This window comes from Peptostreptococcaceae bacterium, assembly GCA_016649995.1.
Classification (GTDB): domain Bacteria; phylum Bacillota; class Clostridia; order Peptostreptococcales; family BM714; genus BM714.
On sequence record JAENWJ010000011.1, the window covers coordinates 1 to 20059 of the forward strand.

21 protein-coding genes, 1 riboswitch and 1 other annotated feature are annotated in these 20059 nt (G+C 42.6%); of the genes, 7 read left to right on the forward strand and 14 right to left on the reverse strand.

Annotation, left to right across the window (positions count from 1 at the left end; translation table 11 throughout):
• Both JJE29_03585 and JJE29_03590 read right to left on the reverse strand, forming a co-directional pair.
• The coding region (locus JJE29_03585) for a hypothetical protein (GenBank protein ID MBK5251700.1) at nt 1-286 on the reverse strand (286 nt) is incomplete at its 3' end.
• Between the two features lie 40 nt (nt 287-326).
• Entirely contained in the window at nt 327-1151 is an 825-nt protein-coding gene (locus JJE29_03590) for a purine-nucleoside phosphorylase (GenBank protein ID MBK5251701.1), read from the reverse strand.
• A 163-nt stretch (nt 1152-1314) separates the two neighbouring features.
• Here JJE29_03590 and JJE29_03595 point away from each other — a divergent pair, with 163 nt between their 5' ends.
• From JJE29_03595 to JJE29_03605, 3 genes are read left to right on the forward strand one after another with little or no spacing between them, the layout of a single operon-like run.
• Complete coding sequence (locus JJE29_03595; GenBank protein MBK5251702.1) at nt 1315-1686, forward strand: GntR family transcriptional regulator; 372 nt, start codon at nt 1315-1317, stop codon at nt 1684-1686.
• A gap of 1 nt (nt 1687) precedes the next feature.
• Nucleotides 1688-2557, forward strand: coding sequence for an ABC transporter ATP-binding protein (locus JJE29_03600; protein ID MBK5251703.1), 870 nt, complete (start codon nt 1688-1690; stop codon nt 2555-2557).
• Nucleotides 2550-3206: an ABC-2 transporter permease gene (locus JJE29_03605; GenBank protein MBK5251704.1), complete on the forward strand. Its 657-nt coding sequence runs from the start codon at nt 2550-2552 to the stop codon at nt 3204-3206. The genes JJE29_03600 and JJE29_03605 overlap by 8 nt, the downstream gene beginning before the upstream one ends.
• Before the next feature lie 72 nt (nt 3207-3278).
• Here the strand turns inward: JJE29_03605 and JJE29_03610 are convergent, their stop codons facing one another.
• Complete coding sequence (locus JJE29_03610; protein ID MBK5251705.1) at nt 3279-4160, reverse strand: YitT family protein; 882 nt, start codon at nt 4158-4160, stop codon at nt 3279-3281.
• Nucleotides 4161-4342: 182 nt separating this feature from the next.
• Here JJE29_03610 and JJE29_03615 point away from each other — a divergent pair, with 182 nt between their 5' ends.
• Nucleotides 4343-4984, forward strand: coding sequence for a lactate utilization protein (locus tag JJE29_03615; GenBank protein ID MBK5251706.1), 642 nt, complete (start codon nt 4343-4345; stop codon nt 4982-4984).
• Between the two features lie 150 nt (nt 4985-5134).
• Here the strand turns inward: JJE29_03615 and JJE29_03620 are convergent, their stop codons facing one another.
• The 11 genes from JJE29_03620 to JJE29_03670 all read right to left on the reverse strand — a co-directional run bounded on the left by JJE29_03620 (nt 5135) and on the right by JJE29_03670 (nt 17229).
• On the reverse strand, nt 5135-5974 hold the full coding sequence (locus tag JJE29_03620; protein MBK5251707.1) for a sulfurtransferase: 840 nt from the start codon (nt 5972-5974) through the stop codon (nt 5135-5137).
• Nucleotides 5975-6122: 148 nt separating this feature from the next.
• The gene (locus tag JJE29_03625; GenBank protein ID MBK5251708.1) at nt 6123-7481 is read right to left on the reverse strand and encodes a PFL family protein; all 1359 of its coding nucleotides are present in this window, start codon (nt 7479-7481) and stop codon (nt 6123-6125) included.
• 11 nt (nt 7482-7492) lie between these two features.
• Complete coding sequence (locus JJE29_03630) at nt 7493-7762, reverse strand: ACT domain-containing protein (protein MBK5251709.1); 270 nt, start codon at nt 7760-7762, stop codon at nt 7493-7495.
• A gap of 95 nt (nt 7763-7857) precedes the next feature.
• Nucleotides 7858-7947: riboswitch (glycine riboswitch) on the reverse strand.
• Nucleotides 7948-8114: 167 nt separating this feature from the next.
• Nucleotides 8115-8600 carry a copper amine oxidase N-terminal domain-containing protein gene (locus JJE29_03635; GenBank protein ID MBK5251710.1) on the reverse strand — a complete coding sequence of 162 codons (486 nt, stop codon included), beginning with the start codon at nt 8598-8600 and terminating at the stop codon, nt 8115-8117.
• Nucleotides 8601-8686: 86 nt separating this feature from the next.
• Nucleotides 8687-10981 carry an ATP-dependent Clp protease ATP-binding subunit gene (locus tag JJE29_03640; GenBank protein MBK5251711.1) on the reverse strand — a complete coding sequence of 765 codons (2295 nt, stop codon included), beginning with the start codon at nt 10979-10981 and terminating at the stop codon, nt 8687-8689.
• Between the two features lie 671 nt (nt 10982-11652).
• Nucleotides 11653-13293 carry a biosynthetic-type acetolactate synthase large subunit gene (ilvB, locus tag JJE29_03645; protein ID MBK5251712.1) on the reverse strand — a complete coding sequence of 547 codons (1641 nt, stop codon included), beginning with the start codon at nt 13291-13293 and terminating at the stop codon, nt 11653-11655.
• Nucleotides 13294-13314: 21 nt separating this feature from the next.
• Entirely contained in the window at nt 13315-14307 is a 993-nt protein-coding gene (ilvC, locus tag JJE29_03650; GenBank protein MBK5251713.1) for a ketol-acid reductoisomerase, read from the reverse strand.
• A gap of 19 nt (nt 14308-14326) precedes the next feature.
• Nucleotides 14327-14560: a hypothetical protein gene (locus JJE29_03655; GenBank protein ID MBK5251714.1), complete on the reverse strand. Its 234-nt coding sequence runs from the start codon at nt 14558-14560 to the stop codon at nt 14327-14329.
• Between the two features lie 70 nt (nt 14561-14630).
• Nucleotides 14631-14901: a binding site (T-box leader), on the reverse strand.
• A 102-nt stretch (nt 14902-15003) separates the two neighbouring features.
• On the reverse strand, nt 15004-15570 hold the full coding sequence (locus tag JJE29_03660; protein MBK5251715.1) for a LysE family transporter: 567 nt from the start codon (nt 15568-15570) through the stop codon (nt 15004-15006).
• A gap of 59 nt (nt 15571-15629) precedes the next feature.
• The gene (locus JJE29_03665) at nt 15630-16709 is read right to left on the reverse strand and encodes an alanine/ornithine racemase family PLP-dependent enzyme (GenBank protein MBK5251716.1); all 1080 of its coding nucleotides are present in this window, start codon (nt 16707-16709) and stop codon (nt 15630-15632) included.
• Between the two features lie 13 nt (nt 16710-16722).
• Complete coding sequence (locus JJE29_03670; GenBank protein ID MBK5251717.1) at nt 16723-17229, reverse strand: DUF1836 domain-containing protein; 507 nt, start codon at nt 17227-17229, stop codon at nt 16723-16725.
• Nucleotides 17230-17376: 147 nt separating this feature from the next.
• On the opposite strand from JJE29_03670, the gene JJE29_03675 reads away from it, so the two are divergent.
• The 3 genes from JJE29_03675 (at nt 17377) to JJE29_03685 (ending at nt 19970) form a co-directional block, all read left to right on the forward strand.
• The gene (locus tag JJE29_03675; protein MBK5251718.1) at nt 17377-18030 is read left to right on the forward strand and encodes a hemolysin III family protein; all 654 of its coding nucleotides are present in this window, start codon (nt 17377-17379) and stop codon (nt 18028-18030) included.
• 96 nt (nt 18031-18126) lie between these two features.
• Nucleotides 18127-18597, forward strand: coding sequence for a MarR family transcriptional regulator (locus JJE29_03680; GenBank protein ID MBK5251719.1), 471 nt, complete (start codon nt 18127-18129; stop codon nt 18595-18597).
• The gene (locus JJE29_03685; GenBank protein MBK5251720.1) at nt 18594-19970 is read left to right on the forward strand and encodes an MATE family efflux transporter; all 1377 of its coding nucleotides are present in this window, start codon (nt 18594-18596) and stop codon (nt 19968-19970) included. The genes JJE29_03680 and JJE29_03685 overlap by 4 nt, the downstream gene beginning before the upstream one ends.
• Nucleotides 19971-20059: the final 89 nt, after the last annotated feature.

Consider the following 20059-nt stretch of genomic DNA (forward strand, 5'->3'; position numbering starts at 1 on the left):
CTTTGAAGTAGTGCTCGTAGTTATCGCTTTGATTGAACCAGCGATAAAAAAGCAAGAAGCCTACGAAGAATGCGCATCTAAGGTAAACCATCTTTGCAAATAATCCTCTGCTTGAAATGGCAAAATAATCTGGAATTATGAAAAGAAAATTCATTAGAGCCAATATGATTATGATTCGCTTCATTGTTGGCATAATTTTTTTTGTATAATACAGGGAATATTCTGTTTCTGTTTCTTTACAGTCGAATTCCCCTTTCCATCTAGAAATCTTATATGTTTCTTCCATAAAAATAATCAATCCTCCATTTTTTACATGTGTAAAATGTCTATAGCATTTCCGGTATTACTGCATCGACCCACGCGCTCAATCGCTCCGACGCGGCATTCGCTGTCTCCACGACACCTTCATGGGAGTGCTTTTCCTTCCGTATCCCTGTTGCCATGTTTGTCACGCAGGATATCCCCAGCACCTTCATTCCAAGGTAGTTTGCCATTATTGTTTCCGGAACCGTAGACATTCCAACAGCGTCGGCACCCATGGCGTCAAGCATGCGGATTTCGGCAGCCGTTTCATAGTATGGCCCTGTCACACCGGCATAAACGCCTTTTTCATACTCAATCCCCAGTTTTTCGGCCATTCCCTCCGCCAGGGTAATCAGCCCCCTATCATAGGGCTCGGACATGTCCGGAAAACGCGTCCCGAAGCGCTCGTCGTTTTTCCCAATAAGCGGATTATCCTTAAACATATTTATGAAGTCCTCTATTATCATCAGCGTACCAGGCTTGAAGCCTCTATTTATTCCTCCGCAAGCGTTCGTCACTATTAAAGCCTCGACACCCAAAGCCTTCATTATATAGATGGGATATACAACCTCCTTCATGGAGTACCCCTCATAGAAGTGGAATCTTCCCTTCATGGCAAGAATGTCTGTATTTCCGACCCTGCCAAAAATCAATTTTCCATCGTGCCCCTTTACGGTCGAAACCGGAAAATGTGGAATATCTGTGTATTCAATCTCAAACGGCTCCTTGATCGATTCTCCAAAGCCGCCGAGCCCTGAACCCAGTATTACTCCAATCTTGGGTTTGCTGCCGGTTTTGCCTTCTATATGCATTTTAGATTCTTTAACTTTCTCAAATAAATTCTCCATGCCGTCCTCCCTATTTAATTATCATTTTGTTAATAACTATATTATATTAGTTATTATGTCTGCACTGCAAATAAACAATATTTTATTTTTGTTGACAAAAAATCAAATTGCGGCTATACTGTATATATCTTATATATACAGTATAGCTATAGGGAGTCTTTTTATGAACATAATAATTGCAAATTCGAGCAAAGACCCGATCTACCTTCAAATATCTACCCAGTTGAAGGAGGAGATTCTTAAAGGGGAATTGACCCAGGGAGACGCGCTTCCATCGATTCGAAGCCTTGCAAAGGATCTAAGAATAAGCGTGATAACGACAAAACGCGCCTATGAGGAATTGGAAAGGGATGGATTCATAGATACCGTTCCGGGAAAGGGCTCCTTTGTCGCTGGCCAGAACCAGGAATTGCTTTTCGAGCAGCGTTTAAGGGAAATAGAAGGCAAGCTTTCGGTTCTATTGGATGAGGCTCGAATCATCGGCCTCTCTTCAAAAGATTTATCAGAAATGATGTCAATAATCGAGGAGGATTAATATGGAAAACATCCTAGAGGTAAAAAACCTGACCAAGACATATGACAGCTTCAAACTTGACAATCTGTCCTTTTCTTTAAAGAAGGGATATATCATGGGCTTCATAGGTCCCAACGGCGCCGGAAAAAGCACAACCATAAAACTCATAATGAATCTTGTAAAAAAAGACTCGGGAACCATAGAACTTTTCGGCAAAGATTATCAAAAATACGAAAAATCAGTAAAGGAACGCATCGGTTTCATTTATGACCAGAATCACTATTATGATGATTTAACCATAGCAAGAATGAAACGCATCATAGCTCCATATTATCCGGCATGGAATGAAACTATATTCAATGGCTATATTAAACGTTTCAACTTGAATCCGAACAAAAAAATCAAGGAATTGTCCCGGGGAATGAAAACGAAGTTCTCGCTTGCCATCGCCCTCTCCCACGGTGCCGAACTCATCATCATGGACGAGCCTACATCGGGTCTGGATCCTATCTTTCGAAGCGAAATTCTCGACATACTTTCAGAAATCATAGAAGAAGGAAATTGCTCGGTTTTATTTTCTTCCCATATAACGCAGGACCTCGAACGCGCCGCAGACTACATAACATTCATAAATGAAGGCAAACTGATTTTCAGCAAAGAAAAGGATGCTATTTTAGAAGACTATGCATTAATCAAGGGTCCGAACGATTTGCTTAAAGATCCACATGCCTTCAAAGGCCTTGTAGGTTACAGGCGCGGCAAGTACGGCTTCTCGGCACTTTTCGAAAAAACACATGCTTTGGATGATTTAGACCGCGAAAAAATAGTTATTGAAAGACCCAACATAGACGACATAATGCTTTACACTGTAAGGGGGAATTCAAATGATTAACCTTTTGATAAAAGATTTCATGCTGCTCCGAAAGAACCTCTGGATTTTGATCGTCTACAGCTTCATGATTTTCTTCATATTTTCAAAAACAGATACTACGCCTCAGATGATTTATGTTATGGGCATAACAATGATTTCATATATTCTACTTATGTACAGCTCGGCCTATGACGACTTGAACAAGAGCGACATGATGCTCAACAGCCTTCCCCTTAAGAGACGGGACATTGTAGCAGAAAGATATCTTTCCCTTTTTGTCTTCATTGCCTCAACTGCAATTATCATGTCATTAAGCGGCTTAATCATGATAAGCATAGGAATTGTCAACAATTTGCGGTTAGTCCGTCTTGATGACGTTGCAATTGCAACCTGCTCAGTATGTTTTATCGTTTTCCTTTATCTTCCTGTCTATTTCAAGCTAGGCTCCATTAAAGCAAAACTATTCAATTTCGCCATCATCTTTTTGGTATTCATGATTCCCACATTCCTGAGCAAAGTATTCTTGAACGGGAACACTCCAACTTTTCTTGAAAATCTAAAATATGTCACCGAGATACAAGCCATACTATTTATGGGAATCACAGTCACACTTTTAGGCATTGCATCTTTCATGTTATCAAATAGATTCTACAATAAAAGAGAATTTTAATCATACTGCTATGATTAAAAAAGCCTTATCCCTAAAATCGGGATAAGGCTTTTCTTATATGCTTCATTTTAATCAAGATTCTTCCTCCAGTTTGTCAAAACCAGTTCCCTCGCCCCAGACCGAAACGACAGGCAATACATATATGAAAGCCCTCGCATCTATATCCGCTACGAATCGCTTTATAAGCATGGTCTCTCTGGGAGAACATATGGTGAGTATCTTGCTTTTTATTTCATTGCTGTAGCCCCCGGTGACATCTAATATTGTCAATCCGCGACCTATGTCTTTCATTATATAGTCCGCTATCTGGTCGTTGAATTTGCTTATGATTTCCATTTTGAGTTTTTTCGATCCAAAACCGAAAAGCACAGCATCGACAGATTTAGCAAAAACATAATTCGAGATAAATCCGTACAAGGCTATATTGCGGTCGAATACTAATGCGGCAAACAGGATTACGAAGATGTCCATAAAGAATATAATCTGGCTAAGACTGATGAACGGGAAAATCTTCTTGTGGAAGATTTGCGCAATGGTATCTGTTCCACCTGTTGAAAAACCCCTTTTGTATACCAGCCCACCTCCGATGCCTCCTACTACTCCGAAAAATACAGAGCTCAAAAACATGTCATTCTCTATCAGATGAAAACCCGACTTGTCTACAAGTATTAAAATGATTGGAAAAATCAAGGAAATAACAAGTATTTTAAAAGCATTTTTCTTTCCCATGAAAACAAAGGCGCTAAGCATTACCACCAATGAAAATCCGTAGTAAATATATGTGTAATTTATATTGAATAGATATCCCAATATTATGGACAGCCCCGTAAATCCACCCGTCACAAGCCCGTTTGGCTTTAGTATTGATGCTATTGCAAAGGCCATCATGATGCATCCCATACCGGAAACCAGTATGTCCATCAATATTTTATTGCTCTTGATTTTTTCAGTCATATTTGTCACTCCTTATTGTTATTACAATGACAAATACTATCACTAATCAGTATACAAATACACCCTTTGAATGTTACAATTTCATTACATTCAAAACTGTTTTCAAGCCTTCTCTTTAATCGCATCCATTTATGAATTATAATTGAATTAATAATGTAAATCAATCTCAAGGAGGAACAATAATGGATACAAATATGGATTGGCTTTATCAGAAAAGAATAGAAAGAACCATGGAGAACCTCGAAAAAAACAACATGGAAGCCTTTCTCGTGGAAGACGAGAAAGAATTGATTGAAAAAATGGGTGAAATAGTAGCACCGGGCTCTCTAGTATCCGTAGGAGGCTCAATGACCTTGTTCGAAACTGGTGTCATCGATTTCCTTCGCTCCGGCAAATTTAAATTTCTAGACCGCTACGCCGAGGGCCTCTCTCCAGAGGACATAACTCAGCTATTCAGGGATTCCTTCTCCGCAAACTACTACTTCACCGGCACAAATGCCGTTACAGAAACAGGAACCCTTTACAATGTGGACGGAAGTGGCAACCGCACCGCGGCCATGATCTTTGGTCCGGACAATGTTATAGTAATTGTAGGTAGAAACAAACTCGTCACTACTGAGGATGAAGCCATAGAGCGCAATCGTGAAGTATCCGGACCAGCTAACGCCAAGCGCCTTTCAAGAAAAACACCCTGCACCGAGCTTGGATACTGTACAGACTGCACGAGTCCCGAACGCATATGCAACAGTTTCACGTTCATAAAGAGGCAATTCTCTAAGGGACGAATTAAGGTCTTTATAGTCAACAAGGATTTAGGCTACTAAAACTGAGCACTTGAACCTCCCATGACTAAAGTCACGGGTGTTCTGGCGCTTATCATAAAAAATGCGTATTCCATAATGGAATGCGCATTTTGCTTTAGCTTTTTTGTCGTTTTTTCTTTTACTGTTTCTTATCTTTTACTGCCACTTCTTTTACTGCCTTTCCTCTCCTGTTTCTATACAATTCTCCTCATATCCGATCCAGTCGCTTAGGCTTCCCACATATAGGCGAACCGGCATTCCCAATTCTCTCAGTACAACGAAATTGCGTGCTCCGGCGATGCCGCTTCCGCAATAACTTATTATTTCATCGAGTCCGTCCAATGATTCGTAAAGCTTCGCAAGGGTTTTTTTATCTTTTAAAGAGCATTCCGCTTCCATGTTTTGGGAACACGGGAAGCTAAGTGCCGATGGAATATGTCCGGCTTTTGCATAAAGCGGTTCATATTCTCCTGTAAAACGTTCATGTGCTCTACCATCGATTATAGCCGTGCCTTTTTTATTCTTGCAATGCGAAACATAGTCCATGTCGCAATAAATGGATTCATCCATTTTTATGCTAATTTTCCCGAGGGATGCCGCCTTAGGCACTTCTGATGAACAGGCTACGCCTTCTGATACCCATCCATTCCAGCCTCCCTCAAGAATATGTATGTCTTCCATTCCCATGTATTTCATTTGCCAAAATGCACGGGCCGAGCCATATATGTTGTCATCGTATAAAACTATTGTCGTAGAATCGGATATGCCCATGACCTCCAGTTTTCCGGCAAAAACTCCTGTATGGGGAATCGGTCTTGCCCCCCCATGTTCTTGCTTTTCTCCACATATATCCTTGTTGACATCCAGAAAAAATGCCCCTTGAATGTGGTTTTCCGTGTAGGCCTTTTCTCCGTATTCCGGATTGAACAAGTCGAAGCGACAATCTATAACCTTAATATTCTCATCCTTAAGCCTTTCCTTTAGCTCATCAATTTTTATAAATGTGTTCATGTTCTCCCCCTCTTTCTTCTTTTCTTTGGCTCATTTAATTTTAACACCGAATTACATCAAGGGGAAGAAAATCTACCAAATCACGCAGTGGGCAATTTTATCTTTGAGCGTCAAGTTGCCCACTTCCTTAGCTGTTTCCATTTTCGTTTTAGTTCTTAAAGCTATGAACCGGCGCAGGAATTCTTCCGCCTCGCGCTATGAACAATTCGCTTGAGAAGGGATTTACCTTCATTATAGGAGCCGTCCCAAGAAGTCCTCCGAACACGGCTTCTTCACCTAAACCCTTGCCATGGACAGGTATTATGCGAACCGCTGTTGTCTTGTTGTTAATCATGCCAATTGCGGCCTCGTCGGCGATCATTCCGGCTATGCTTGCCGAAGGCGTATCACCCGGTATGGCAATCATATCAAGACCTACAGAACACACGCATGTCATTGCTTCGAGCTTGTCGAGAGAAAGTGCTCCCTTTCGAACGGCTTCTATCATTCCCTCGTCCTCGCTGACCGGAATGAAGGCTCCGCTTAGTCCACCCACATGCTCCGCCGCCATGATTCCGCCTTTTTTAACGGCATCGTTGAGCATTGCAAGGGCCGCCGTGGTACCGTGGGTTCCCGCAGCTTCAAGCCCCATTTCCTCGAAGATTCTTGCAACAGAATCCCCTACGGACGGGGTAGGAGCAAGGGACAAATCAACTATGCCAAATGGCACGTCGAGTATTTCGGCCGCCTCTTTTGCCACCAGTTGCCCTGCCCTCGTAATCTTAAATGCCGTTTTCTTAATTGTCTCGGCAACCTGGTCAAAGGTGCCTCCCCTTACTTTTTCAAGAGCCGATTTTACTACACCGGGGCCACTTACTCCCACATTTATTACACAATCGGCCTCTCCAACTCCGTGGAAGGCTCCCGCCATAAAGGGATTATCTTCCACAGCGTTGCAAAATACAACCAGTTTGGCGCAGCCTATACTGTCTGCATCTCTCGTAAGATATGCCGTCCTCTTTACTATTTCACCCATCATCTTGACTGCATCCATATTTATACCCGCATGTGTACTCCCAACATTTACGGATGAGCACACCCTCTCTGTAACAGAAAGGGCCTCGGGTATGGAATCAATAAGTATTCTGTCTCCCTTGGAAAAACCCTTTTGCACTAGTGCAGAGAATCCCCCTATGAAGTTTACTCCTGTTTCGCGTGCCGCTCTGTCCATCATCTTGGCGTAGGCTACATAGTCGCTGTCTGAGGAAGCCCCTGCAACAAGGGCAATTGGCGTTACGGAAATCCGTTTGTTTATTATGGGTATGCCATACTTGCCGGCTATGTATTCCCCGGTCTTTACAAGATTTTCCGCCTTTCGTACTATCTTTTCGTACATCTTTCTTCTGGCTTTCTCACCGTCTCCGTCGCAACAGTCCAGAAGGGATATTCCCATAGTAATTGTCCTGATGTCGAGATTTTCGCGATCGATCATCTTTATTGTTTCCATTATCTTTTTATACTGTGTCATGTTTGCTCCTCCTATATTTGATGCATGGCATTAAATATTTTTTCATTCTGCACGCGTATGTCCATCTCAATGGTTTCCCCCACCAGCTCTAGCTTTTCCTTCAATTCGCCGAAAGAGATTTTCATTGAGGATATGTCCGCCATCATAATCATTGCAAAATAGTCCTGCATTATCGTTTGACTTATGTCCAATATGTTGACATCGTTCTCCCACAGTGTTTTTGAAACATTTGCTATTATTCCTGTTTTATCTTTTCCGATAACCGTTATTACTGTCTTCATTTTTTTCCTCCTGGTTTTTTATAATAAAAAAAGAGACTATTAGGAAGTCTCTCTGAGCCGGGCAATCGACAAAAAGCAAGGCATGGCCATGCTTTTACGAATCCCCTGTCCTTTTGCCTGAGAGTTTCACCATTTACGGCTTTCCCCTTCGGCGCTCTTTTTAGAGTCTCTCCAGAGGTCTGTCCGGAACCGGTTGCCAAGTAGGCTTCCGACACCTTCATCCAAACGCTATTTTATTTATAATAATGATACTAACACAAACAAATAATGCAAACAATACTTTGCTCGATATATTCTATTTTAATTTTTTCTCATAAAAAGAAAATCCCGCATTTAAAATGCAGGATTGCTATCATCGGTATTGTATCAATAAATTGCCTCCGGAATCGATTTTGACATCGACCTTCATTAGGGTTGTAAAAAACTCAAGCGGAACATAGGTCCTTGAATCCTTTATTACGGGTTCCTTAGACAGTACAGCGGATGAGTTGTGACGGCTGTAGTACCTATTTCTATTTATCTTCAATATATACATTGAATCGTCGTTGTATATTATTATAGTCCTTATCTTTTCGTTCCATACAACCTTATAACCCATTTTTTCTACGGCAACCCTAACCGGTATCATAACCACCATGTCTCTGCTTAGATAGGGCTTACCCATTGAGTAGTCTGTTTTTTCGTTGTTTATGAAAAAATTGTATTCTATCGGCTCGCTGAAAACTAAATCAAGATACTCCGGCAAATCTTCAATTTCCTCCTGCTGTGCAAATGCCACGCTCAAGAATGAAAAAACAAGCATTGCTGCAAAAACTATTGCGATTCCCGATTTTTTCACAGCTATCACCCCCAGCATAAACCAAAAAATTACTTTCTTACTTTATTAGACGATTCTATGGATCATTTAGTTTCAAAACTCCTCATTTAATTTGCAATTGAAGGAATGCCGTCCTTCATGTCTATTTCAATAACGGTTTTGTTGTCAAGTTCTCCAATTAAATAGCTTTCCGCAAGAACATCCTCTATATGCTTTTGAACAGCCCTTCTTAGCGGCCTAGCTCCATATTTATCATTGTATCCCTTTTTGATAAGAAAATCACGGACGCTCTGAGATACTTCGAATTTGATTCCTTTTTCGGCTATTTCTTCTCCAACCTCCAAAAGCATCAGTTCAAGAATTTTTTTGAGTTGTTCTTCCGAAAGCTTTGAGAAAACAATAATCTCATCAACCCTATTCAAGAACTCCGGTCTGAATATTTTTTCCAAAGCATCCTTGATTTTCTCTTCCTCAGCGTTGTCTCCGTATTTTTCGAAGCCTATACCTGCAGATTTCAATCCGGTTCCCGCATTCGATGTCATTATTATGACTGTGTTTTCAAAGTTGACTGTCCTGCCCTGGCTATCTGTAAGCCTTCCGTCCTCGAGTATTTGAAGAAGCATGTTGAATATATCGCTATGGGCTTTTTCAATTTCGTCCAGCAGAATCACTGAATACGGCTTCCTTCGGACTCTTTCCGTCAATTGCCCTCCTTGATCGTAGCCTATATATCCAGGGGGTGCTCCAATAAGCTTAGAAACAGTATGTTTCTCCATGTATTCACTCATATCGAGCCTTATAAGCGCCTCCTCGCTCCCAAAGAGTTCAACTGAAAGTGCTCTGACAAGCTCCGTCTTGCCAACTCCCGTAGGACCCACAAAAATGAAGGATGCCGGCTTTTTCCTTTTCCTGAAGCCCAAACGGTTTCTTCGAATGGCCTTTGAAACACTTTCGACCGCCTCGTTCTGTCCTATTACTCGTTTGTGAAGCCGCTCCTCAAGCTTCATCAGTTTTTCCGCCTCATTCTCGGTTACACTTCTTACAGGCACCTTTGTCCATGCCTCTATCACATATCCTATGTCATCCATTGTGATTTCAACATTCGATGACTTTTCTTCCATATCCTTTATCTTTTCAATAAGCTTGCATTCTTCCGCCTTGAGCTCCGCAGCTTTTTCATAATTCTCCATAGTAGCAACATCTTCCATTCTTTCGTGCAGCTTTTCAAGCGATTCGTTCAAAAACTGCAGCTCGACAATTCCCTTGTTCTTAAGGTTTGCCCTCGAGCCCGCCTCGTCTATAACATCTATTGCCTTGTCAGGCAGAAATCTATCCGTTATATACCTTTCTGAAAGGTTTACCGCTTTTCTTACAATCTCCTCGGATATCTTGACCTTATGGTATTCCTCGTAATAGGACTTGATTCCCATAAGTATTTCAACGCTATCGTCAATAGAAGGCTCCTCTACAAGAACGGGCTGGAATCTTCTCTCAAGTGCAGCGTCTTTCTCGATGTGTCTCCTGTATTCGTCAAGGGTGGTTGCCCCAATAATCTGTATTCCTCCCCGAGCTAGTGATGGTTTAAGGATGTTTGCCGCGTTCATTACTCCTCCATGCACCTCTCCGGCTCCCATAATGTTGTGGAGTTCATCTATTACAAGCACTACATTCCCGAGTTCCTCCGCTTCCTTTATTATTGCCTTCATTCGGCTTTCAAATTGGCCCCTAAACTGGGTCCCCGCAACTATGGCAGTCATGTCAAGAAGGTATATCTCTGTGCCAAAAAGCTTAGCCGGCACTTGTTTTTCGTTAATCCTGACGGCGAGACCTTCAGCTATTGCAGTTTTGCCTACCCCTGATTCTCCAATCAGAACCGGATTGTTTTTGTTTCTTCGATTCAATATCTGAACTACCCTGTCCATTTCCGGATTGCGGCCAATAATACGGTCTATTTTCCCTTTCTTTGCTTCATTTGTAAGATTGGTGCCATAGGTGTCCAGATTCTTCGTGTCCTTTGCTCTCTTTTTCTGTTTTTTATCCGACTGCGAATCTTTTTTTTCATCAGCCGACCCTATTGATTTATTTTCTTCAATTCCATCTCCAAGGCTTTCCTGATCTCCAAAATTTAAAGCGTCTGTCCCCATGGACATCATTTTCATAAACATTTCATTGCTTTCCAAATCGTCCATATCCATATTCTGAAACATTGTATTCATCTGGTTTGAAAGATTTTCAATTTCCTTTGGAGACATGCCGGTCTGTTTCATCAACTGGTCAATTACCGGCAACCCCATTTTTTTGGCACAATCCAAACAAAGCCCATAAAGCTCGGACTTTCCATCAACTATCTTAGTCGTATATATTACCGCTAGATTCTTTTTGCATACTGCACATTTCTGCATTTTCATATTTATCATCTCCATTCGGTTATGTAAAATGTAGAACCCGATGGATATCTTCAAGTTCTTAGTACCTCATTGTATACAATTAATGTTGCAAATACAAGCGATGCCAATTTCTTTTACTCTTTCATTATATTCCCATTAATGCTTCTCAAAAACATATTAATGAAAAAATGGCTTCTCCGTTTTCGGCCGCCTTTAAAAATTGCCGTCTTTTCATTTATTCATAATCGAAAAAAGTATGAGAGCCAAACCGAAAAGGACTAAATATAATCCAATTCTTTTCTTATTCATTTTTCCGCCGCCTTTCCATAAAATCAAATCCCATACTCATTTTATCAATACTATGCATATAAGGCAAGAATCACGTTGCTATCATTTGTCTTTCATTATTTCTTCATGAGCTTTTCTTAGTCCACCGGAAACCTCCGGAATGCTTTTGAGGTTAAGGATTGCTCTTCAATCTTTTACTGCAAACAACAAGGTGCCTGCTATTTCAGCCGTAGTGCGCAGCAATCAGACAAGTCTTGAGACGTTAAGAAGCAAGCCAAGGACAACAAGCTGTAGACAGTAAAGAATAAAAATAGTGTAGCAAAAATCAGACAGAAAGCTCGCCTTTCGGCGAGCTTTCTCACTTGCTTCATCAACAATATTTCCCAGGAAATATTGTTCTACTGCAAAATCATTTCATCAAGAGGCTTGCCCGGAGGAACAAACGGGAAAACGCCTATTTCCTTTGAGATTCTGCAATCAATTAGATATGGACTCATTGTTCCAAGAGCCATGTCAAGCGCGCTGCCAAGGCTTTTCATATCTGAAGCAATTGCGCCATCAATTCCGAAGCTCTTGGCAATCCCGACATAGTCAACTTCCCGGCTAAGTTCCGTTGCCGAAAATCGGCTGTCGCAAAACTTTTTCTGCCACTGCCTAACCATTCCCAAGGATTCATTGTCCATAAGAAGTATAAGTATAGGTAGGTTGTATTTCGCCACGGTGATCAGCTCATTGCAATTCATTCTGAAACTTCCGTCTCCAGATACAAGAAGAACACGCTCCCCACTTTTTCCGAAGGCGGCTCCCATAGCGGCTCCCATTCCATAGCCCATGGTCCCCAGTCCTCCCGATGTCAGAAAGGTTCTAGGCTTTTCGAATTCCCAATACTGCGCCGTCCACATCTGATGCTGTCCTACCTCTGTAGCAACAACCGTGTCTTTTTCAAGACGACGGTTTAAGTATTCCAATATTTGCCTTGGATGAAAGTCCGATTCATCTTTAAGGCAGTCCCCATTAGGCAGGCTGTCTATCCAGTCGAGATGGCTAGATTCAGCAGCAAACTCGGTGAGTATATCAAGTATCCCCTTCATATCTCCAAGAATCCAATGGGCTGTTTCCACATTCTTCCCTATCTCTGAAAAGTCTATGTCTATGTGTATTACGCGAGCTTTGGGTGCAAAAGAGTCAGGTGAACCTATTACCCTGTCGCTGAATCGTCCTCCAACCGCTATTATGAGATCTGCTTTTGAGATTGACATATTAGCCTTATATAGTCCATGCATTCCCACCATTCCAAGAGAAAGCCTGTGATTCCTTGGAAAACCGCCCAAACCCATCAGTGTATTGACTACCGGAATTCCCGTTTTCTCGGCAAACCGTTTAAGATGCCCTGACGCCCCTGCCTGTACAACTCCTCCACCAGCGTAGATGACGGGACGCTTTGCATCGCGAATCCATTCGGCTGCTTTTACTAGGTTTCCCTGCATGGTAGGAGAATTCTCTTTCTCCTCTTTACTTTTTTTCTCCACAAATTCAGCTTCGGCAAGAAAAATATCCTTTGGCACATCTACAAGAACCGGTCCCTTTCTGCCCTCTCCTGCAATCCGAAAGGCCTTCTCCATTATGTTTTGCAATGAATCAACCGACCTCACTATGAAGTTGTGTTTTGTTATCGGCTGTGTCACAGCCGTTATGTCCACTTCCTGGAAAGAATCTTTTCCAAGCAAACTGCTCGGCACCTGCCCTGTGACATATACTACCGGTATTGAGTCCATATAGGCTGTTGCAATAGCTGTCACTATATTCGTAGCCCCGGGCCCCGAGGTGGCGAAGCATACTCCTACTCTTCCGGTCGCTCTGGCATAGCCATCGGCTCCGTGCGCAGCGGCCTGCTCATGACAGGTAAGCACATGTTTGAAATGTTCTTTGTTCTTATATAAGGCATCGTAGAGCGGTATTACGGCTCCACCGGGATATCCGAATATGGTATCCACGCCCTGCCTTTTCAAGCACTCCAAGATTATTTGCGCACCTGTCATCATTTTTTCCTCCGTCTATGCCTACTTTTGGATCCAGGACATCATGCCTCTGAGTTCCTTGCCAGTCTCAACCATTGGATGCTCAAGCTCCTGTCTCTTCCTTGCATTGAAGTACGGTCTTCCTGCAACATTCTCAAGGATCCAGTTTCTTGCGAATACGCCCGTCTGGATTTCTCCAAGCATCTTCTTCATTTCGTTTCTCGTTTCCTGGGTCACAATGCGACTTGAGGCAGTGTAATCACCGTATTCGGCTGTATCGCTGATGCTGTATCGCATGTTCTCGAAACCGCCCTCGTAAAGTAGGTCAACGATTAATTTCATTTCATGTAGACACTCAAAATATGCAATCTCCTTTTGATAGCCGGCCTCTGTCAATGTGTCAAATCCAGCCTTTATTAGTTCTGTTATTCCTCCGCAAAGAACGCACTGCTCACCGAAAAGGTCCGTTTCAGTTTCTTCCTCAAAGGTAGTCTCGATTACTCCGGCACGTGTTGCTCCAATTCCTTTTGCGTAGGCCAGAGCCAAGTCCCTTGTCTTACCTGAAGGATCTTGATGAACCGCAAAAAGTGCAGGAACTCCCTTTCCGTCTTCATATACACGCCTTACGAGATGTCCGGGACCCTTTGGCGCCACCATGAACACATCAACACTTTCGTCTGCAACAATCTGACCAAAATGAATATTAAAGCCATGGGCGAAAACGAGTACATCTCCCGGATTTAGGTTCGGTTTTACAGCCGTTTCATAGAGAACCTTCTGCTTTTCATCGGGTACAAGCATAACAACCAAATCGCTTTCGGCTACAGCATCTTCGGCAGTAAGAACCTTGAAACCGTCCTTTTCAGCCTTTTCCCAAGATTTGCTTCCATTATAAAGCCCTACTACAACACTGGCTCCCGATTCCTTTAGGTTGAGTGCATGGGCATGCCCTTGGCTCCCATATCCCAAAACAGCCACTTTCTTCTTTTTCAACAACTCCAGGTTTGCATCCTTTTCATAATACATTTTCGCCATTTTACTTTCCTCCGTTTTTTTAGTAGTCAATTGCGTTAAAGCCAATCAATCTGTTAAGGTATGTCATAGCCCTTTTGGAATCATCTTCCGAATCAGCCAATGTAATGCTTAAAAAAGCTTCTTCCGGCATGTTGCCTTCCTCCATAAGGACTTTTTTCATCCTAAAGCCTCTTCTTCTCATAGTGCCTACCACACGCATAAGCACATCCGGTTCGTTTCTAACCCGTGCTCTGATTATACTGTCCGCATTCATTCATATTCCTCCTTTCCGCACTGTTTATGGTATAAAAAACTCCCGTCCTCGAAACATGTCATTGACATATTTCGGGGACGAGAGTTATTCTCGCGTTACCACCCCGGTTTGCTAACTGCTCACGCAGTAAGCCTCTTCAGGTCGCAGACTTTCATCTGTTAACCCTAGCCATGTAACGGTGGCACTCCGCTTTCACGGATCCGTCCTCGCCTACTCGGTTTCCCTTTAGGCTTGGAAGCTCGGGAGTGATTAGTATATATCCGTTTAGACCTCGGCTCTCAGCACCCACCGATTCTCTGTAATCTTATATTGAATATTTTTCTCTCCGTCAACGCTTTTATTATTTTTTTTTTGATTTGAAACCAATTATATAGCCACAGAAGTCCCTTGTCAACACTTTTTTATGATTTTTCAGAATTATTATGACCCGCTTGATTGTATAATTACCTGAACAGCAGGTTTGCAGCGAATAGAAAAAGACAAACACCGACCACGCGGTCGAGATTTTTCATGATCCTCGGAGTCAGAAAACCCTGAACTCTCGATCCAAGGAAAGATGCCCCAGTTAAAAACAAAAGCGTAGCGGATACGCAACCGCCTGCATAAAGAAGTATTCCGTTGCCTCCGGGCACCATTCCCGAAGCAACAACCGCTCCAAATGTTCCAGTCCAAAACACTATGCTGAGCGGATTTATCATGGTGAGTTTCAATCCGTAATAGAAGCTCTTTCCCTTTCCCAAATCCGCCGTCTTTGCGCTTTGCTTTCCTGCCCGCCTAAAATAGCCAAGCCCGAAATAGCAGAGCACAAGCGCCCCGGCCACGCGCAGAGTCCATGCAAGATTGCCTCTTGCCGCCAAAATTCCCGAGACCGCTGTAAACGACAATGCAATATATGCGGCATCAACAAGTGCCACTCCAAGGGTCATCTTGAAGCCCTCAATGAAGCCCTCTTTTATGGATTTGTGAAGCAATGCAAAAAAAACAGGTCCGACGGAAAGCTGCAGAGTCATTCCAAGCAGAAATCCCTTAAAAAAACCATAGCAATTGCTCCTCCTTATTATTCTCTAATTTAAATAAAAACTTTTAAAACCGAATCAGAACCACAAAGAAAGAGCATGGGGCCATAGTACATTCCAAAATCCAGAATGTCTCCGACTTTTATACCTACCGTGCAATCCTCAATATCCAATATCAGATGATCGCTGCTTGCCCCCAAAACGAATGCCCCCTCAAGTTTTGGAATCAGCTTGTCGGGCTGCCCGAAGTCTCCTCTGCCCACAGCAATAAGCGCCCTCTTTCTTCTTCCCTTGTCCTCGAAAACAGGCTTTTCTCCGAAGGCATTTACCAACATATCCCCAACGGGATGGGTAGGTTTCGTTTTGACCTCAACCACCTCGGCCTTTAGCACGAATGCATCCCTCTCCAGACCTTCTATTTTGCAATCAAAGTATTCCTCCATGTCTCTTGCCGTAAGAATGGCCTCCCCTATCCTGAGATGGTTGATCCTTTCGGGCATTTCGCCTTTTACAAGAAGCTTAAGGGATGATGTTGCTCCTCCCGATATAATTTCAAGGCGTCTGCCTATCCTCTCCTCGATTCTTTCAGCAAGCTTAACAAGCCTGTCCAGATTCTCACGAGTTGGGGCTATGGATCCATAGCAACCGAGGTTTGTACCTATTCCCTTAAGGCGAACTCGCTTTAAATTGTTTTCAACAAAAGAGGCTGCCTCCAGAAGCTCCTCTTCATCGAAATATCCTTCTCTCAGATCCCCAAGATCTGCCATAAGAATGACGCTATGGCTTTTATCGTTACGCTCGCAGGCCTCTTCAATTTCCTTCAGTACCGCAATTTCCGAATTAAGGCTCATATGAACATTGCAAACAAGATTGTCTGCTTCAGATATCATCGGAATTCGAAGGAGAAGAATTTCCGCATCCAGGCCCCCTCTTCTCATGCTTAATATGTGGTTCATTCTCGAATCTGCAAGGCATGAAATGCCCCCTTCCAAGAATGCCGCCGCAACAGGCAAGAGCGCTTCCGCCCCCTTTACCACTCCAGCAACTTCAATTCCTCTATCACAACAAATTTTCTTGATTGTTTCGGCATTGTTTTTTATCTTTTTAAGATTTATTTCAAGTACAGGATACATATGTAGCCCTCCCTTATTTTTCAACCGTAAGATCATCCATTAGCTTTTCCGCCAAACGCTTCTTTAAATCAGCTTCAATGGCCAATTCAATGATTTCTGCAATTTTTTCACCTTCAGGCATTTCGTCCCACGCCTTTTCGTAGCGCTTCAGAAGCCTTTCAATCGTTTTTTCTTCCGATGCCCTAAATAACTCATATCCGTCTTCGATGGAACCCTCAAGCATCCCAAACAGCTTCTCTATATCCTTTAAGGAAAGGACATTCTTTAGGTGATATAGCATAATTATTCTTTCAATCCGCTCCTTGCCGTACTTCTTCTTGTGGGGGCGTTTGATAACCCTCGCCTTCACATAATTGTTTATCATGGTCTTAGTCATGGCCTTGTCGCCTTTTCCCCTCTCGAAGACCCCAAGCCTTTCCTCAAGAAACCCCAATATCTGATCCATGTAAAGCTCGATTTCCGGTATGGTCTCCGACGGAATGCCGGGCGTTTTCAGAAAGCTTTCAATCTTTGAATTCAATTTCTATTCCTCCTTAGACTCTTATATACTGTTTTCTCCACAAATGACGATTCTCCTGTTTTATTAATCCGCTTCTTGCATTTTATAGCGTGTCTTGTTATAATCAATATATCACATAGTATCACATACTATATAGGAGGTCTTTTTATGTTTGGTAAAATACGCGAACCGGTCAACACAATTACGCACTTTTGCGGAGCCATTCTGTCCGTAGCCGGACTCATCTGGATGCTTTTTAAAGTGCTTAGACATCCTGCTCCGGCCTATCTGGTTTCTGTTGTCGTGTTCGGCCTAAGCCTCATTCTACTTTACGGCGCTTCCTCTTGCTATCACTGGGTTAAAGCCTCGCCCTCAACAATAAGAGTTCTTAGAAAAATCGATCATTCTATGATCTACATTCTGATTGCGGGAACATACACGCCTGTTTGCCTTCTTGGGCTTCCACAGCCATTAGGATTTTGGCTTCTTTCAGGAATATGGTCGCTTGCCGTTCTTGGCATAGTCCTCAAATTCATTTGGCTAGGTGCTCCCAGGTTCATCTATACCGCTTTCTATTTGTTTTTGGGATGGCTTTCAGTCTTTTTCATAGTCCCAATATACAAGACCATTCCTATTCATGGATTTCTACTGTTTCTGATTGGGGGCCTTTTATATACTTCAGGGGCTGTCATATATGCCTTCAAGCCTTCAAGATTTAGGGTTTCAATTTTCGGTTTTCATGAAATTTTCCACCTTTTTATACTTGGGGGAAGCCTTTCGCATTTTGTAATGGTCAGCAGGTACCTTCTTCCAAGCCTGTAAGATTGATTTAATTTTAAATAATGGTTGCAAGGACAACTATCTCGTGTTATAGTTGTCCTTGCAACCATTATTATTTTGCGATTCAAGGAGGTTCTCATGCAAAATCCTAACATATCTTTGGGAAAATATATTTCTATCATTTATAGACATGGCAAAATGCATATCAATGAAAAAATAAAGCAGTATGGACTCAGCGAGGGCCAGGCCGTCTATTTAATGGCTCTCTACCATCATGACGGAATACGGCAGGAGGACCTATGCAGGAGTATCAACATAGACAAGGGCACCACTGCCAAGGCTCTCAAGAAGCTTGAGTCTTCGGGCTATGTTTCCAAGCAAATAGACTCTTTAGACAAGCGCGCATACAGGATATACCTGACCGACAAGGCTCTTTCACTAAAGGACGATATAAAATCCATATATATGGGATGGACGGATATTTTAGCAAATGAGATGTCGGCACAGCAAAGGGAATCCGCCATTGAGTTGCTCAAAATCATGAGCGAAAAAGCCGCAAACAACACATTTGAAATTCATCGAAACAAAGAACAGGAGAACACACAATGAACGAACGAAGCATACAACTCGGAAACGAAAAAATCAGCAAATTGCTATTGCGCATGTCGCTTCCGGCAACCATTGGGATGATAGTCAACGCACTCTACAATGTGGTGGATACCATATTCATAGGGCGCGGCGTTGGAACGCTTGCCATAGGCGGCCTATCCATCGCTTTCCCGATACAAATGATAATAATGGCATTCGCACAAATGGTGGGAATAGGAGCTGCATCTGCTATATCAAGGAGCTTGGGAGCCGGGGAAATTGAAAAGGCGGATCATGTTGCCGGGAATTCCTTCGGTGCTATTTTGCTTATAAGCTCGATTGTTATGGCCGTCGGTCTTTTTTTCACCGATCCACTACTTAGACTATTCGGCGCGACAGACGCAATACTTCCTTATGCAAGGGACTACATCAGAATCATCCTGATGGGCAGCGTCTTCTTTTCCTTTACTGTTTCAGCTAACAATTTGGTGCGAGCCGAAGGAAGTGCCAAGGTATCAATGATTGCTATGCTAATAGGTACAGGCTTAAACATAATACTTGACCCTATATTCATTTTCACATTGGATATGGGTATACGCGGAGCGGCGCTCGCAACAATAATTTCGCAATTCTGTTCTTTCATATACATCACTCGATACCTATACAGCGACCAAAGCATTCTCAAGGTGCGCTGGCATCATCTCAAACCTGATTTTAAGATTTTAAAGGAAATAGTCACTGTTGGATTGGCTTCCTTCGCAAGACAGGTTGCCGGAAGTTTCGTTGCTATTCTTGTCAACCATTCTTTGGCTTTCTATGGCGGAAACTTGGCCATATCAATTTTCGGAGTCATCAGGCGTGTAACTATGTTCCTTTTCATGCCTCTCTTCGGTGTAGTTCAAGGACTTCAACCTATAGTCGGTTTTAATTACGGAGCCAAAAAATACGGACGGGTTAAGGAAGCCGTCAAGCTGGCGATTTTGACAACAACTATTTTCGCAAGCGTAAGCGTATTGATGGGAGAAATCTTTCCCTATGCAATATTTAATATCTTTAGCACAGATGCAGAATTGATTTCTCAGGGAGCCCCGGCTCTCCGATTGGTAATACTTATGATTCCCGTTATCGGAGTTCAAATAGTGGGAGCAGCTCTTTTCCAATCCCTTGGCAAAGCTCTACCTTCACTAGTCTTGTCCCTTCTACGGCAAGTATTGCTTTTGATTCCGCTGCTTCTATTTCTTCCCAGAATCGGAAGCCTTGGGCTGACAGGCATTTGGATATCATATCCCATTGCCGATTTGTTCTCTACAATTCTGACCGGAACACTCATATTCGGAGAACTGAAGAAAATGAAAGACTGCGAAGAAGCTCTGCCTGAAAGCTCTTGTGTCTAACTTAACCCTTATCCACAAAATATTGTGCATAGTGTGGACAAAATCGCCTTCTCTCCCCAATAAATGGGTTGAGCAGGCGATTTTTTTAT

What these genes read in the sequence shown, in the direction of transcription:
- JJE29_03595 (MBK5251702.1), top strand. Translation starts at nt 1,315, where the DNA reads ATGAACATAATAATTGCAAATTCGAGCAAAGACCCGATCTACCTTCAA.
- JJE29_03610 (MBK5251705.1), bottom strand. Translation starts at nt 4,160, where the DNA reads ATGACTGAAAAAATCAAGAGCAATAAAATATTGATGGACATACTGGTT.
- JJE29_03615 (MBK5251706.1), top strand. Translation starts at nt 4,343, where the DNA reads ATGGATACAAATATGGATTGGCTTTATCAGAAAAGAATAGAAAGAACC.
- JJE29_03660 (MBK5251715.1), bottom strand. Translation starts at nt 15,570, where the DNA reads ATGACTCTGCAGCTTTCCGTCGGACCTGTTTTTTTTGCATTGCTTCAC.
- ilvB (MBK5251712.1), bottom strand. Translation starts at nt 13,293, where the DNA reads ATGACAGGTGCGCAAATAATCTTGGAGTGCTTGAAAAGGCAGGGCGTG.
- JJE29_03620 (MBK5251707.1), bottom strand. Translation starts at nt 5,974, where the DNA reads ATGAACACATTTATAAAAATTGATGAGCTAAAGGAAAGGCTTAAGGAT.
- JJE29_03590 (MBK5251701.1), bottom strand. Translation starts at nt 1,151, where the DNA reads ATGGAGAATTTATTTGAGAAAGTTAAAGAATCTAAAATGCATATAGAA.
- JJE29_03630 (MBK5251709.1), bottom strand. Translation starts at nt 7,762, where the DNA reads ATGAAGACAGTAATAACGGTTATCGGAAAAGATAAAACAGGAATAATA.
- JJE29_03600 (MBK5251703.1), top strand. Translation starts at nt 1,688, where the DNA reads ATGGAAAACATCCTAGAGGTAAAAAACCTGACCAAGACATATGACAGC.
- JJE29_03625 (MBK5251708.1), bottom strand. Translation starts at nt 7,481, where the DNA reads ATGACACAGTATAAAAAGATAATGGAAACAATAAAGATGATCGATCGC.
- JJE29_03640 (MBK5251711.1), bottom strand. Translation starts at nt 10,981, where the DNA reads ATGCAGAAATGTGCAGTATGCAAAAAGAATCTAGCGGTAATATATACG.
- JJE29_03680 (MBK5251719.1), top strand. Translation starts at nt 18,127, where the DNA reads ATGCAAAATCCTAACATATCTTTGGGAAAATATATTTCTATCATTTAT.
- JJE29_03685 (MBK5251720.1), top strand. Translation starts at nt 18,594, where the DNA reads ATGAACGAACGAAGCATACAACTCGGAAACGAAAAAATCAGCAAATTG.
- JJE29_03605 (MBK5251704.1), top strand. Translation starts at nt 2,550, where the DNA reads ATGATTAACCTTTTGATAAAAGATTTCATGCTGCTCCGAAAGAACCTC.
- JJE29_03655 (MBK5251714.1), bottom strand. Translation starts at nt 14,560, where the DNA reads ATGAATGCGGACAGTATAATCAGAGCACGGGTTAGAAACGAACCGGAT.
- ilvC (MBK5251713.1), bottom strand. Translation starts at nt 14,307, where the DNA reads ATGGCGAAAATGTATTATGAAAAGGATGCAAACCTGGAGTTGTTGAAA.
- JJE29_03675 (MBK5251718.1), top strand. Translation starts at nt 17,377, where the DNA reads ATGTTTGGTAAAATACGCGAACCGGTCAACACAATTACGCACTTTTGC.
- JJE29_03665 (MBK5251716.1), bottom strand. Translation starts at nt 16,709, where the DNA reads ATGTATCCTGTACTTGAAATAAATCTTAAAAAGATAAAAAACAATGCC.